The 14,916-nt window shown below is 63.9% G+C and carries 8 protein-coding genes; 2 read left to right on the plus strand and 6 right to left on the minus strand.

Features of this window, described 5'->3' with window-relative positions; genetic code table 11:
* Positions 1 to 221 precede the first annotated feature (221 nt).
* On the minus strand, positions 222 to 1,772 hold the full coding sequence (locus AB3147_RS13825) for a sensor domain-containing diguanylate cyclase (protein ID WP_175121541.1): 1,551 nt from the start codon (positions 1,770 to 1,772) through the stop codon (positions 222 to 224).
* 112 nt (positions 1,773 to 1,884) lie between these two features.
* On the minus strand, positions 1,885 to 3,003 hold the full coding sequence (locus AB3147_RS13830) for a tyrosine-type recombinase/integrase (protein WP_438860974.1): 1,119 nt from the start codon (positions 3,001 to 3,003) through the stop codon (positions 1,885 to 1,887).
* A 219-nt stretch (positions 3,004 to 3,222) separates the two neighbouring features.
* Here AB3147_RS13830 and poxB point away from each other — a divergent pair, with 219 nt between their 5' ends.
* Positions 3,223 to 4,950, plus strand: coding sequence for a ubiquinone-dependent pyruvate dehydrogenase (gene poxB, locus AB3147_RS13835; protein ID WP_367352163.1), 1,728 nt, complete (start codon positions 3,223 to 3,225; stop codon positions 4,948 to 4,950).
* 342 nt (positions 4,951 to 5,292) lie between these two features.
* Positions 5,293 to 6,351 (plus strand): DNA-binding protein, encoded by a 1,059-nt coding sequence (locus tag AB3147_RS13840; protein ID WP_367352164.1) that lies wholly within the window; start codon positions 5,293 to 5,295, stop codon positions 6,349 to 6,351.
* 119 nt (positions 6,352 to 6,470) lie between these two features.
* Here AB3147_RS13840 and AB3147_RS13845 read toward each other — a convergent pair whose 3' ends face one another.
* The 4 genes from AB3147_RS13845 to AB3147_RS13860 all read right to left on the minus strand — a co-directional run bounded on the left by AB3147_RS13845 (position 6,471) and on the right by AB3147_RS13860 (position 14,802).
* Positions 6,471 to 7,139, minus strand: coding sequence for a response regulator transcription factor (locus AB3147_RS13845; protein WP_175121538.1), 669 nt, complete (start codon positions 7,137 to 7,139; stop codon positions 6,471 to 6,473).
* A 335-nt stretch (positions 7,140 to 7,474) separates the two neighbouring features.
* The gene (locus tag AB3147_RS13850) at positions 7,475 to 10,744 is read right to left on the minus strand and encodes a hybrid sensor histidine kinase/response regulator (RefSeq protein ID WP_367352165.1); all 3,270 of its coding nucleotides are present in this window, start codon (positions 10,742 to 10,744) and stop codon (positions 7,475 to 7,477) included.
* Between the two features lie 9 nt (positions 10,745 to 10,753).
* The gene (locus AB3147_RS13855) at positions 10,754 to 11,989 is read right to left on the minus strand and encodes an EAL domain-containing response regulator (RefSeq protein WP_367352166.1); all 1,236 of its coding nucleotides are present in this window, start codon (positions 11,987 to 11,989) and stop codon (positions 10,754 to 10,756) included.
* Entirely contained in the window at positions 11,986 to 14,802 is a 2,817-nt protein-coding gene (locus AB3147_RS13860) for an ATP-binding protein (protein WP_367352167.1), read from the minus strand. Before AB3147_RS13860 ends, AB3147_RS13855 begins: the two co-directional genes overlap by 4 nt.
* Positions 14,803 to 14,916: the final 114 nt, after the last annotated feature.

Genomic DNA, 14,916 nt, shown 5'->3' on the forward strand with positions numbered 1-14,916 from the left:
GCCCTTGCTGATATTGGGGTTTTGGCAGATTCCGCCTAATTTCAATTTATGCGGGCAAGAATATTTCGCTGGAATGCAGTTAATTGCGGTTTTCTGCGAAACGTTGCGGCGGCCGGTCTTCGTGTCATATCTGCCCAGGCCTCTTGCTGGAACGCGCACCTGGATCCTGGTGCCGAGCCGCTGCGGCTCGGCGCCGCCACGGCGAATTCACCTGCCGGGCTTCACGCCTCGTGCATGACGACGCGATTGCGCCCCTGCTGCTTGGCCACATACAACGCCGCGTCGGCCGCCCGGAACGTCTCATCCACGTCCGGCCCCGTCGACGGCCACTGGGCCACGCCCGCCGATACCGTCACGCGGTTGGCGCCGTGCAATGGCCGTTCTGCAATATGCGCCCGCAGCCGTTCGGCCACATTCACCGCCTCCCGCGCCGCCACGCCGGGCAACAGGATCAGGAACTCCTCACCGCCATTGCGGCACAGCACGTCCGACGGCCGCGAACATTCACGCATGATCTGCGCCATATCGCGAATCACCTCGTCGCCGACGTTGTGGCCGTAGGTATCGTTGATGCGTTTGAAGTGATCGATATCCAGCGCCACCACCGAAAACGGCGTGCTGCCGGCCTGCATCTGGTCCACCGCGTCCTGCGTGCCGCGTCGGTTGCGCAGCCCGGTCAGCGGATCCGTGATGCTCGCCAGGTTCAGTTTGCCGATCTTGTCCTGCAGGCTCGTGAAGCTGGCCATCACGGCGCGCTTGAGCCGTTCGGCCTCGAAGTACCAGGCCTTCACGGACTGCACGCGCTGCATCGCCACGGATACGTCCTGATGCTCCACGTTCGTGGCCAGTTGCGACAGCGGCAGCGAAATCATGCGGGCGCACCACCAGATGGCCAGCAGGAAAGCCACCGCCAGCGGTGCGGCATAGCCCAGCAACGCCCAGATCAGGTCGTGGATCGGTTCCAACGTGACCTGGGCGGGGCGCTGCGCCACCACGCCCCAACCGCTGATGGGCACCGGTGCGTACCCGGCCAGCATGTCCACCCCCTTGGTATTGATGACGCGCATCGCGCCGGTATTGCCCTTGATCACCGAGGCGACCACCGGATTCGTCAGGACTATTTCGCCGACGCGCGCGGGATCGGTGTGATAGAGAAGCTGTCCATCGCCATCCACCACATACAGATACGACCCGTCGTGGTAATGATGCTTGCCCAGCAGCTCGTTCAACGCGCTTTCATTACGCAGGTAGATCGTGCCCCCGACGTACCCCATGTAGACGCCGTCGTTCGAAAAGATCGGGTGCGTGACATTGATCAGCAGATTGCCCGCGATGGACACGTACGGCTTGCTGATCATGGGCTGGCGTTTGCTCAAGGCGGCGCGGCTGCCGGGGCTGTCGACCTGCACGCCCAGAAAGTTGCGGAAAGACGCCGTGGTGGCCAGGATGGTGCCGTCCGCGCCCACCACGCCCACCGAGTTGAAGCTGTCCGTCTGTTGCTGCACGCGCATCACTTCGGCAGCCAGGCGATCCGGGGACGCCATCAGATCGGGCATGTGCCGGGCGCTGTATCCCAACTGCTGCTGCGCCGATCGCAGAAAACTGGCCGCGCCTTCGGCCAGCTTCGTCGCGTAGACGCGGTTCGATTCGAGCGTGTTCTCGATCAATTGCTCCCGCTGCACGCGATAGCTTGCATACAGGGCATTGGCCGTGGCGGCGATGGCGCTGAAGACGGTAAGCGCAAGCACAAGCCCGCGGAGATTGATTTGCATGGGATCGGAACGGGCAGGGGACGAGCCAGGCGTCCGGGCGCTTACCGTTGATTCGAAGGATATCGGTCGGGACGAGGGCCGGAGCGCAGTGATTGTAGAGTCACTGCCTCCATTACGGCAGGTTGCGCGGATCCTGTAGGTCTGGGGCAGGCGGGTCGTCCAGCAGGCGCGCCGCGGGCGATTGCGCCGCCGCCCCGGCCCGGAAGTACCCCATCACCGTCGCCACGCTGGCGTGGCCGGTCATCGCCATGGTGTCGCCCAGCGGCACGTTGCGCCGGCCGGCTTCCGTCACAAAACCCGAGCGCAGGCTGTGCGCCGAATACGCGCCGTCCAGCCCCGCCAGCCGGCTGCGTTCCAGGACGATGTCGCGCACGGCCGCGGCCGCCAGCGGCTCGCCCACGACATCGCCACGCCGCACCCGCCTGAAGATCGGCCCTTGCTGGACGCCGCTGGCTGCCAGCCAGTCGGCCAGCGCTTCAGCAGCCTTACCCAGGATCGGCTTCTGGTCCTGCGCCCGGACGGCGCCCGTCTGGTTGGTTTTGGAATGCGCCATCGTAAAAAGATAGCCATCGCCCGTGCGGCGGGTGTTTTCCATCGTGGCGCGCACCACCTCCGAGCGGCGGCGGCCGCCGCTGGCCCAAGCGAACAGCAGCAGCGCACGGTCCCGCTTGCCGCGCAACGAGTCGTCGCAGGTGTCCAGCATGGCTTCAAGCGGTTCGCGCGTCAGCGCCTCTTTGCGCGCGGGCGCCACGCCGCGGCGGGCATAGGCCCGGCGGGTCTTGGACACCAGCTCTCGCACAGCGGCGCCGCGACAGGGGTTCGGGTGCCCCAGCAACTCATGCGCCTTGGACAGCACGGACAAGCGCTGCAGCAGCGTGTTCAGGCTCGGCGCGCCAAGCTTGCCTTTCGCCTTCAGCCGCACCAGTTCCCGGTCCAGAGCCAGCGGCAGCTCCCACTCCAGGCCGGTATCGGAGGACCGTTGCGCGTGGTCCACCACGAATTGAATGACTGCGGCCTCGGACACGGGCAAGGCGAAGGCCTTGCCATACCGCAACCCGAACCACGCCGACCAGTATCGGATCGCCGCGCGGTAGCTTGATGCCGTGTTGGCCGAACTGCCTTCGCGCAGCAGGTCGCGCACGGCGGCGTCGGCGTGGCTGTCGAGCGTGTCCGGATCCAGCGGCGCCAAGGCGGCTGTCAGCGCCGGGGCCATGCCAGGCAAATCATTCATGTTTCCGCGCCCACGGCAGTTGGCCGTCCCTTTGGTTTTGGTAATAAAACAGTCGAATAATCCCGTCATGTTAGCCGGTGAGCGTGGCGCTACCGGCGTCCGGCCGTTGCGCATGGCGCCGGGCGCGGTGCTACGATTTCCCCCACGCAAGTCAACTTCCGACGCTAGGGCAAACCGGAGCGGTAAGTGTCCCGGCGGCGTTCCCTCAAGGAGCAATCCATGGCCGCAACCGTCGCAGACTATCTTGTCAAAGTGCTTGCTGAAGTTGGCGTCCGCCGCATCTGGGGCGTGACAGGCGACAGTCTCAATGGACTGAACGACAGCCTTCGCAGGATGGGCCGGATCGAGTGGATGCACACCCGCCACGAGGAGACCGCGGCTTTCGCCGCCGGCGCAGAAGCTGCCATCACCGGCACGCTGGCGGTATGCGCCGGCAGTTGCGGACCCGGCAATCTGCACCTGATCAATGGCCTGTTCGACTGCCAGCGCAGCCGCGTCCCCGTGCTGGCCATCGCCGCCCACATTCCGTCGTCCGAGATCGGGTTGGGATATTTCCAGGAAACCCATCCCCAGGACCTGTTCAAGGAATGCTCCGACTTCGTCGAGCTTGTCTCCAACCCGGCGCAACTTCCGGGAATACTGGCCCGCGCCATCAATACGGCGGTCGGCAGGCAAGGCGTGTCCGTCCTGGTGATACCGGGCGACGTGGCGCTCGCCGCAGCCCCTTCGGACGTGCCGGCCTCGTGGCCGCAGCCTCCGGCGCCTCCTCACATCCGCCCGGACGCGACGGCGGTGAAGAAGCTGGCCCAACTGCTGAACGGGGCGGGGAAGGTGTCGATCCTGGCCGGTAGCGGCTGCGCCGGCAGCCACGATGCCGTGGTCGCGCTGGCCCAGCGGCTCAAGGCTCCTGTCATCCATGCGTTGCGCGGCAAAGAGCACGTCGAATGGGACAACCCTTGCGACGTCGGCATGACCGGCTTCATCGGCTTTTCTTCCGGCTATCACGCAATGGAAAACGCCGACCTGCTGCTGATGCTGGGCACGGATTTTCCGTACCGCCCGTTCTATCCCAAACACGCAAAGATCGTGCAGGTCGATCGCGATCCCAGCGCCCTGGGCCGACGCGTGCCGCTGACGATGGGTCTTGTTGGCGACGTGGGCGAGACCATCGCCGCGCTGCTCGAGCAACTGGAGGACCGCCAGGACAGCGCCTTCCTTGACGCCGCGCTTCGGCATTACCGGGATTCCCGCAAAGAGCTCAACAACCTGGCCGCTCCCGCGCCCGCCGGCCGGCCGCTGCATCCCCAGTATCTGGCCCGGCGCATCAACGAATTGGCCGATGACGACGCCATCTTCGCGGCGGAAGTCGGTTCGCCCACCGTATGGGCGGCAAGATATCTCACCATGAACGGCAAGCGCCGCTTGCTGGGTTCCTTCAACCACGGCTCCATGGCCAACGCGATGCTCCAGGCGATCGGCGCGCAGGCAGCGGCGCCGGGTCGGCAGGTGATTTCCATGTCCGGCGATGGTGGGTTCACGATGATGATGGGAGACTTTCTGTCGCTGTCGCAGTTGCAGCTTCCCGTGAAGATCGTCGTCTTCAACAACGGCTCGCTCGGCTTCGTCTCCATGGAAATGAAAGCGGCCGGGTTCCTGGATACCGGCACCGACCTGCAAAACCCCAATTTCGCCGCCATGGCCGAGGCCGTCGGCGTACGCGGCATCCGGGTTGAATCGTCCGAATTCCTGGATGCCGCGCTGCGGGAAGCGCTTGCCCATCCCGGCCCGGTGCTGGTCGATGTGTTGACCTCGTCGCAAGAATTGATCGTCCCGCCCAAGATAAAGCTCGAACAGGCCAAAGGGTTTGGGCTGTATATGCTGAAGGCCATCATGAACGGCAGGGGTGACGAGGTAATCGAATTGGCGAGGACAAATCTGGGGCGGTGAGTTGAAACGAACGGGCGACATTCTGGCGACGGGCTCGGCGCGCCCGCCGACTGGGTCTTTTGCGAAGTCGCCAGGGAAGGGGGCAGCAGCCTCGTGCCCGCGCCTATCTTGTGATTTGCTCAGCGACTAACCGAGGTCCACCGAATATTTGCGGCAGAAGCGTCTCGAAGAGCGCGGACGCCCCTGCTGACTTGCGCGCTAGCGGCATGTGCGCATATCTTTCGACTTGAATGTACGAAATCATACGTATGATGTAAGATATACAACAGTAATGGCAGATAACTCGCGATAAGGTTCCATTATCGTGACTAATTCCCCCGCCCAACTCGACAAAACATCATCATGGCCACTGGAATCACCGAATCGGATGTCTGGACCGCGGCAGACGCGCTGTTGCTCGAAGGCGCCCGGCCCACGATCGAGCGGGTACGGCAGAAGATCGGCCGGGGGTCCCCCAACACAGTTAGCCCGCATCTGGAAACCTGGTTTCGTGCCCTCGGCGCGCGGATCCAGGATCCGGGCGCTTTCGCTGCACCGCCTGCCGTGCCGGATCCGATCGCACAAGCGGCGACGCATTTTTGGGAAGCGGCGCTGGCTGCGGCCAGGGCAGAACAGGCCCAGGCTTATCAGGAGCGCTGGGAAGAGCTGGCACGGGAAGGGGAACGGTTTGCGGCGCAAGCCGAGCAGCTGGAACAGCGCGAAGCGCAACTGCTTGAGCGCGAGCACGACCTGCAGGAAGCGTTGAAAGTCGCCGCGGCCCAACTGGCAACCACCGAAGCCCGCCTGCAAGCGGCCGAAGCGCAATTGCGCCAGCGAGACAAGGCGCTAGCCGCCTCGCAGGACAGCCTGGAGGACGCCCGCAGCGCCAACAAGGCGCTATTGGCTGACGCCGAACAGGATCGCGACCGCCACGCACAGGCCATTGCAGCGTTGGAAGCGCGTCACGCTGCCCACGAGCGGCGATGGCTCAACGAACTGGATGCGGAGCGAGGAAGCGTAAAGCGCCTGCAAACCCGCCTGGATGCATCGCTGTCCGCCGCCCAGCAACAGGCAGATCAACTGCGGGACGCGCTTGCCGCGTCCCAAGCGCAACTTCGCGCGTCCGAACAGCAGGCGGCCGCCTTGCAGGCGCAGGGGTTGGCCGACCAGCGCCTGCAACAAACCGAAGCCGTCGCCGCGGCCAATGCGCTACAGGCCAGTCAGGCGCGCGAATCCGAACTGGCGCAGCGCCTGGCTACGGCATCCGCGCAGGTGAATGATCTGTTGGCGCAATTGAAGTCGCGAGACGCCCAGTTCGGTGATTTGGCGAGCCGCTTGCTGGCAATCCAGGAAACGCCGAGGCCAGCGCAGCCTTCGCAGCAAGCGGATCCGGTAGTGGCGGCGCGTTCTGAAGGGCTGTGACTCACGCGTGGTAAATGGCGCGGCCGATTTCGTATTTTCGATGCGCGCAGCGGACCGGGAAAGATCCCGAAAAAGATGCCCCGTAAGCCGAATCTTCCGGGGCGCTGCCTTCTCAATCTTCAGGAAAAACCTTGCTCATCCGCGTACCGGAGCAGTTCGGCGTTGGTCTCGATGTTCAGCTTGCGCATCGCCGACTGTTTTTGCGTGCCGATGGTTGCCACTGAACGATGAAGGCGCCGCGCGATCTCGGTAACGGATAGGCCCTGCGCAAACATCCGCACCACCTCAAGCTCTTTCGGCGACAACCCCTTTCCCTTGCCGGCACGTCCCATGGTCACGTCGTTCTGGCTGAGCCGCTGGCTGATGCTGTGCGACAGGATCGGCCCGCTTTCGCTCAGCGCGCGCACACAGATGGACACCAGCTCATCGATCGGCTCTTCCTTGCTGACGATTCCCGCCACGCCCACCTGGCGAAGCTGGTTCAGGATGCCGCTGTTGGACAACATCGTGAAGACCACGATGGGAATTTCCGGGAACAGGCGCTGCAACCGCTCAATCAGCCGCAAGCCGTCTTCGTCCGCGGACCGGGCGGCCATTGAAAAGTCGGTGACGATGAGATGGCAGGGATGGTCCTGCACGGCAGTGACGAGTTCGAGGCCCGAGCGAGCCGTGGCCACCACCGTAAACCCGGGCACATCGTTCAGGGAATCCGCGAGCGCGAGGGAGATGATGGGATGGTCGTCGGCGACGATGATCCGAACATCCTGATCGGACGAAAGCTTCATCATGGTCCCGCCATCGCGTTGATGTTCGACTGCGCCTGGTAAGCCCGGGTGTCCGGATTGCGACACGGTACGGGGAAGCCGGTCCGTGGCTGGCCCCGCCAGGCTGAGAGCGCCAGGAATTTCGGTACGTCCGTCGGTGACCATTTTATGTTCAAACTCCACTGAAAAGGCGAGGAGAAACGGTTGGGCTGCAGGCAGAAAACGCGCGAAGCAGGCGGCCAGGGCTACTGAGAAAGCCGCTGAATCTACCGCCCGATACCCATTCAATACATAGACAAGCTTCGAAAGCCAGTCGGCTTCGGCGCAATATCGGATTGTTCGGCGCCCGAATTTGAAGGCTAGACCTGGGCCAGCGTATCGCGCAGCAGCTCGACCATCGCATGGCTTTCCGCCAGGGCAGCCGCATTCAGCCCGGCGCTGCGCAACTGCTCCTCCAATGCTTCCAGGCGTTCGGTGATTGCGGTCATTTGCATGACGCTCAATGCGCCGCGCATCCGGTGCAGCGTGCGGCTCAAAAGGCGTTGGTCGTTCGTTTCGAGGGCCCGGACCATCTGTGCGATATCGGCTTCCATCGTATCGACGAACAATGCGCGGTACTTTTCCGGCACGGCCGGCGCGGGCTCGGCTTGGCGCGTTGCGCGCGGCGGGGCCGTGGCGTCCGCAATGTCAGCCGATGGCGCGCGGCTTCCCTGAAGATGCCGTCGCAGTGTGGAAAGGCTGATGGGCTTGACCAGCCAGGAGGTCATGCCCGCCGCCAGACAGCGCTCTTCTTCTTCGCGCATGGCGTTGGCGGTGACGCCAATGACGGGAACGGTGGCGCCCTGGGCCCGCAATGCCTTCACGAGTTCATAGCCATTCATGCGCGGCATGTTCACGTCGGTCAGGACCACGTCGTAACGCGTAAGCCCCCACAACATCAGCGCTTCCGCGCCGTCGGACGCCAGGGTGACCTCGCAGCCGAGTTGTTCGAGTTGATGCTGCAGCGTCGCCTGATTGATCGGATTGTCCTCGGCGACGAGGATCGACAGGCCAAGCGGGGCTAAAGCGCTGCTGTCGGATTCGGGGTCCACGGTATGTTCTCCGCGAACCGCGGCCAGGATGCCGGCGGCAATGTGTTCGATGCTGGCAATGACCCGGACGGTGCGCGCGGTGGGTGGCTTGGCGCTTGCGCTGGCCAGCACGTGGTGGCCGGCCCAGTCGTGCAGGTTGCCGCTGCCCGGATTCAGGACATCTACAAGGATGTCGTCTGGCGTGCCGGCGGGCAGGGGAGCGGGCGCGGGAACTGCCTTGGCGCCCCAGCGTTTAAGCCACTGGCTGATGTTTTCGGACAGTTCGTGATGCGGGCTTCGGACGTATACGGTCAGGCCGCTCAAGTCGGGCGGGCTGAATGGCTGGCCGGCTGCCACTTGTAGCGGCAAATCCAATGAAAAGCTGCTGCCCAGCCCGAGTTCGCTGGTGACATTGATGCTGGTGCCCATCAGTCCGGCCAGGCGTGCGCAGATGGATAATCCGATGCCAGCGCCGCGCACGGTATGCGAGCCGCTGTCGATCTGATAGAACGGCACAAAAAGCTGCGCCTGTCCTTCCTTGGGGATGCCAATCCCCGTGTCGACCACCTGCAGCCTTAGATGCGTGCGGTCGGCCAGCACTTGCGCCACTGTCAGCCGGACGATCACATGCCCGGAGTCGCTGAACTTGATGGCGTTGCTGAGCAGGTTGCTGAGGATCTGGTGGATACGCACGGGGTCGCCCGTCATCCATTCGGGCACGGCGACGTCCACGCAGCAAAAGAGCAGCAGCCCCTTCTGTTCGGCCATCGCCGCGTAGGCGTTGGTGCATTCTTCGACCAGTTCGCGGGGATTGAACTCCGAAAACTCCAGCGCGAGTTGCCCGGCTTCGATCTTGGTGATGTCCAGAACGTCGCTGATGAGCTGCAGCAGGATCGCCGACGAGCTTTGCATGCGCTCCAGGTGCTGACGCTGTTCGGCGTCCAGGGTGGTGAGGCTCATGAGTTGCAGCGTGCCCAGCACCCCGTAGAGAGGAGTTCGGATCTCGTGGCTCATCGTGGCCAGGAAGGTCGATTTTGCTTCGTTGGCCCTGTCTGCCTCGCGCTTGGCCTCCGTCAGGGCCTGCTCAACGACCGCGCGGGCGCTGATGTCCGAGAAGGCGCACAACACCACGTCCTGGTGGTTGTAGCGGGTAGGTGCATAGGCCACGTACAACGGACGTCCATCGGTGGCCTGAAAACTGGCGATCGTACCCGGACCGGCTGCGCCGAGCACCTGCCTCAGGAACAGGTTGGTCTGCGGCGAGTTGTCCAGCTCCCGGCCGGCCTCCGCGCCCAGCCATTGAAGCGCCAGGCTGTTGCCGAATACGACTTCACCGCCGGGCCGCGCCAATACGCACAGCGCCACGGGTGCGGTCTCGATCAATGTCCGGCTGAATTCTTCCTTTTCGACGATGTCGCGTTGCGCATTCGAGGCCGGGGCGATGACGTGGCGGCTGTACCATCGCGAAGACATGATGCCGGTCCCAAGGCTGAGCAGAATCAGCAGACCCGCGATGGCGGGCAACCAAAGGTTGTCCTGGAAGAAGGCGCCATAACTGACGCGATAAGTGCCGGTCCATACTCCTGACGGGTCCGTGATGCGCAGCACGATCCCTTCCGCCGTGTATTCCAGGCCGTCCTTGGTTCCGGTCGGTCCGGGCGGTTCTCCGAGCAGCAGCCCCTCGCTGCGGTGCGTCAGCCAAAACCCGCCATGCAGCGGCTTGCGCAGGGTCTTTTCGAAGATGTTGATCCGCTGATGATTGAATTGCGTGGCCGCGTAGACGGCAGACGTTCCATCCCGTGCCGTGGACCAGACAGATTGCGGCATGTCGGCGTACAGCAAACCCAGCATGCTGCCGGAAAGCGCTTCCAACCTGAACCAATGGACGCGTCCGGATCTGGGAGGGTCGCGATGCCCGGGAAGGTCTTGATCGATAAGGCGTTGGCGGACCGTCTGCAGGCGGCGCAACTCCGTTCTGATGGCGTCGGTGACTGTCAGGAAAGCGGCGGGACTCAGGCGCTCATACCCCGACACGGCGCCGACGGCGGGCACGCTCATGCTGATGCTGTCCGAGTGGTTGACCAGGAAGATCGTGGAGGCGGGATAGTAGGACGCCGCCCAGTAACTTGAATAGAAGTCCGCCACGAACTCGCCCAGGTTCGCAAGGCGGCGGCCTGCGGTGGGGCAGTCAGAGGCCTGCTCGCACGCCAGCGAGAAAGCCATTTCCGCGTAGGAATGTTGACCTTCAAAGAGCTGCATGCCGAAACGCTCTGGCACGTCTGTCGCCTGCAGGGTGAGCTCTGTCGAGAGGTTTTCGGTGGGCAGCGAGGGGCTGTGGGCGCGGAGCTTTCCCAGGAATTGCTCCTGGGCCTGGATGTAGCCGACCAGAATGGAGAAGTCGAGCTTCAGACGATCGCTCTCTTGCTCGACGATGCGGTTCAGTCCCCAATAAAGCGCGCCGACCAGGACCAGGGCAAAGGGCAGGATGCCGAAGAGGGCGAAATTCAGCCAGCGAGAGGTACGGGTGATCCGGGCAAACGGGGTATCGGGCTTTCGCATGGCCGGTTCTCACCGATACTCAGGATTTGCCGCCTGCCGCTCGCTGGCGAGCATCTGGCTGAAGCGGTCGGAGGTGACGGCGGGGGATATGAAATACCCCTGGACGCAGTCGCAGCCGATGCGGCGGAGGAACGCGAGATCGTGGGCGGTTTCCACGCCTTCGGCGGTGACCTGCAAGCCCAATTGCCGCCCGAGCAGTACCGAAGACACCAGCGCCGCCGACCGGCTTTCGTCGTGTGCCGCGCCACTGACAAAGGCGCGGTCGATTTTCAGTTCGGTGAACGGCGTCGAAATCAGGCTGTACATGGAGCTGTATCCTCGGCCAAAGTCGTCCTGTGCCAACCCGAAACCCTTCAACCGCAATCGGCTGGCCCCCATATAGTATTGGCCTTGTATGGTCGGTGTCTCGTCCTCGAGTAGTTCGAAGGTGATTTCGGACGCCGCCACGCGCTTGGCCGCCACGATTTCCTCGAGGTCGTCGGGCAGATCCGGGTCGTCCAGGCACTGGGTGGGCAAATTGACGGAGACGGGCACCCGAAAGCCCATCTGGCGCCAGTGCATGTGCGCGTTCAGCGCGGCTTCCAGGACATGTCGCAGCAGAGCCTTGTCCAGCCCGTGCGCCCGCACCGCGGCGAGAAATGCGTCTGGCGGCAGGCAGCCGAATGCCGGGTGCAGCCACCGCGCCAGCGCCTCAGCGCCCACGATCCGCCCGGTGGCAAGCGATTGTTTGGGCTGGAACCATGCTTGCAGGTGCCCCTGATGCAGCGCGTTATCGATCGCGGCACGGTCCAATACGGGGCCCGTCGTGCGGCGCACGAGTTGCGGTTCCGTGGGTGCCGTTGATTCAGGCGGATTGCGGCTGAGCAGGCCGGCCAATTGGGAGGCGTGGTGCGGGGTAAACGGCTTGGAGAACGAGCCCAGCACGGCAAGTCCCTTTTCCTTGGCCATCATGGCGACGCTGTTGATGATGCCTTTGAGGCAAGCCGACACGATCGCCAGCATGGGAGGTTGTTCGTGCCGGGACAGCCGGTCGATGAATTGCACGCCATCCATGCCGGCCATGTTCAGGTCGATCAGCACCAGGTGATACGGCTGCCGCGCGGTCTTGGCCAGGGCGGTCTCGGCGCAAGACGCCACATCCGCCCGGCCAAATCCGGCCGAAGCGAGCTGGTCGGCCAGGTGAACGCATTGAAATGGATGATCGTCCACGATCAGTACCCTGTACTCCGACAGCTTTCTCGTCATGCGGCTTCCTTGAACGGCATCAACGCCTGGCACAACGCGGCAATCGGCAACGGTTTGAGCAGCACGGTGTTCATGCCGGCTTCCGAGCTGCGCCGCAGGTCTTCGGTGAACGCGCTGGCGGTGATTCCCACGATCGGGCGGGTGTAGCCCTGGCTTCTGAGCGCGCGGGTGAGGGCGTAGCCGTCCAGCTCGGGCATGTGCAGGTCGGTCAGGATGGCGTGGAACTCGGGGAGTTCGGGCAGCGCCAACGCGTCGTTGCCGTCTGCCGCCACGACCACCGTGCATCCGAGGTGTTCAAGCTGTTCGCGCAGGATCTGACGACTAACCGGGTTGTCCTCGACGACCAGCAGGTGCATGTCGAGCGCGTCTCGCGACGGCTCCAACGCGGGAAGCGTCTTGGTGGCGACGCTGTCCTGCGCCAGCCGGACCGCCGCGACGATACTGGCGAGGCTATGGCTGTCGGCCGTCCAGGTGTTGCGAGCCGGCCGCGGCTGAACGCCCGGGGGTTGCGCAAAAACCCGAGCGCCGCTCCAGACGGCCGGCGTCAAATCGCGTGACCACGTTTCCACAAGGACGCTGCCCTCGCGCCGGCCATGCAGAGTGGCCTTATAGGGCATTGCCACGGCGCCGCAGTGACGCAACCACTGGCACAGATTCGCGACCACCTCGTTGTTGGCGCCCCGCACGAAGACCGGCCTGGAATCCAGCTGTACACCCAGGTCCGTGCGCACACCGCCGCCGCGGGGCAGGGTCAGGGTGAGCGACATGCTGGTGCCCAGACCGGGTTCGCTGACGGCGCTGAGCGTTCCGTTCATCATCTCGGACAGGCGCCGGCATATGGCAAGCCCGAGGCCGGTGCCAGGGACATTCTGGTTATCACCGGATTCAGCGCGGAAGTAGGGTTCGAAAAGCCGCGCGTGGTGCTTTGCCGAGATGCCCATGCCGGTGTCCGCCACCTGGAATTTCAGGGTGGCGAAATGCGCATCCTGGCTGAGTACCTGCAGGCGCAGCACCACCTGGCCGGAACTGGTGTACTTGATGGCGTTGTTGACGAGGTTGTTGAGGATTTGGCGGACGCGGGTCGAGTCGCCCAGAACTTGCGCCGGCGCGGCCACATCGGCCAGTGCGTACAGGTGCAGTCCCTTGGCGTCGGCGCGCGCCGCATAGGTGCCAATGACGCTGTCCAGCAACTGGACCGGCGAGAACTCCGAGGTTTCGAGCTTCAGGTAACCGGCCTCGATGCGCGACAGGTCCAGCGTGTCGTTGATGGAGCTGAGCAGGGTTGCCGAGGACTGCTGCATCGTATGAAGGTATTGCTGCTGCTGGGCGTCCATGGCGGTCAGGCCAAGCAGTTCAAGCGTGCCAAGGATGCCGAACAGCGGTGTCCGGATCTCGTGGCTCATGGTGGTCAGGAACACCGTCTTGGCGTGGTTCGCGGCGTCGGCGTGCAACTTGGCCTGGGTGATGGAGTGCTCGACCCGTTTGAATGCAGTGATGTCGTTGATGCCGCAGAGGATGACTTCCTCGGCGCGATAGGTGATGGGCGCGAAGGTCAGGTACAGGCACCGTCCGTCGTCCAGCGGGTACTCGCGTTGGGCGCCATGACCGTCGTCGGCCAGCAGCCGGGCCAATAGTGCGGGGTCTTCCAGCAACCAATCCCTGGCGAGTTCGTTCGACAGCAGCGGCATGCCATCTGCCCGGCGCAAGAGACACAGGCCCACGGGCGCGACTTCGACCAGTCTTCGATTCAGGGACACGCTTTCTGCCAGGGCCTCGTACTGGCGCAGGGCGGGGGCGACGAGTTTCCGGCGGATGTGCCGAATGCCGACGATGACCGCAGCGCACAGCAGGAGCGCGCCGCCCAGTGTGGCCTGGATGACGTAGGCGGCGTCATCCAGGATCCGGCTGATCGGCATGTAATAGACCAACCGCCAGCCGTCTTCGCCGACGGACTTGCTGAGCACGACGTAGCGGGGTAGCAGGCCGGGTCCCCACAGGCCGAATGAGTCCTCGCGCCCGGCGTAGCGGCTTAGCCCCGCCAGGGTTTGCGCGTCGTCCGGACTATGCAGGACGGGCGCGCCATCCTGGTCATGCAGGAGGTAGCTGCCGCCCTGCAGCGAAGACGGGTCGATGGCCGCGTTGATGTCGCCGAGTTCCAGGCCGATCCATCCGGCGTTCGGCGTGGAAGCATCGACAGGCGTGTACAGATACAGGGGTTTGGCGTTATTCAGCTGAGGCTTGAGCCAACTGATGGCGTTTTGCCCGCCGTGCGCAGCGTTGGGATTGGCGACGGCGAGCTTGCGCGCGAGCCAGGATTGCGCGGCGTGATCCGGACCGGCGGGTTGGCCGGGGCGGGGCGTGAGATAGGTGGTCTGCCCATTTCGGACGGAACTGAAGAGCAGTTGCGTCTGCGCGAACGCAATGTCGTTGAGATCGCGCGGGGTGAGAATCAACGCCCAGTCGTAGGCGTTGGGACCTTCGTGCAGGGGGAAGACGTTGATCTGCCCGGTGTTGCCAAAGTGACGCGGCGTTTCGGAGGCAGGCGCGGAATCGGTGTTGCGGACCAGGCTGGACGCCAGCGAGCGAAGCAGCGACTCCCGCTGATCGAAGAAGATCTGCGCGTTGTACGCGGCCGCGTTCATCTGGCGCCGGTAGGTGGAAACCGTGCTGGTGAAGGACCAGTAGAGCAGAAATGCAGCGGCCGCCGCGATGCAGGCGAGCAATGCGGCGGCGAAGAGATGCAAGAGCAGCGTGGGGGCTCGGGGGACTGGCTGGACGTCTGGCGAGAGGGTATTGGATTCCTTGACAGGCATGCACCCATCGTAGGTATGGCCCCAAACGGCGGATATAAGAAAATTTTGAAAATGCGCCGATGACGCGGGCAAATGGCAACGCAAATCGTACTTTTACGATTGGTTTGTGAAATT

The organism is Achromobacter animicus (genome assembly GCF_040775605.1).
GTDB lineage: Bacteria > Pseudomonadota > Gammaproteobacteria > Burkholderiales > Burkholderiaceae_B > Achromobacter > Achromobacter animicus.

Coding starts and splice junctions, on each gene's coding strand:
- AB3147_RS13825 (WP_175121541.1), bottom strand. CDS start 1,772: ATGCAAATCAATCTCCGCGGGCTTGTGCTTGCGCTTACCGTCTTCAGC.
- AB3147_RS13850 (WP_367352165.1), bottom strand. CDS start 10,744: ATGCGAAAGCCCGATACCCCGTTTGCCCGGATCACCCGTACCTCTCGC.
- AB3147_RS13860 (WP_367352167.1), bottom strand. CDS start 14,802: ATGCCTGTCAAGGAATCCAATACCCTCTCGCCAGACGTCCAGCCAGTC.
- AB3147_RS13845 (WP_175121538.1), bottom strand. CDS start 7,139: ATGATGAAGCTTTCGTCCGATCAGGATGTTCGGATCATCGTCGCCGAC.
- AB3147_RS13840 (WP_367352164.1), top strand. CDS start 5,293: ATGGCCACTGGAATCACCGAATCGGATGTCTGGACCGCGGCAGACGCG.
- AB3147_RS13855 (WP_367352166.1), bottom strand. CDS start 11,989: ATGACGAGAAAGCTGTCGGAGTACAGGGTACTGATCGTGGACGATCAT.
- poxB (WP_367352163.1), top strand. CDS start 3,223: ATGGCCGCAACCGTCGCAGACTATCTTGTCAAAGTGCTTGCTGAAGTT.
- AB3147_RS13830 (WP_438860974.1), bottom strand. CDS start 3,003: ATGAATGATTTGCCTGGCATGGCCCCGGCGCTGACAGCCGCCTTGGCG.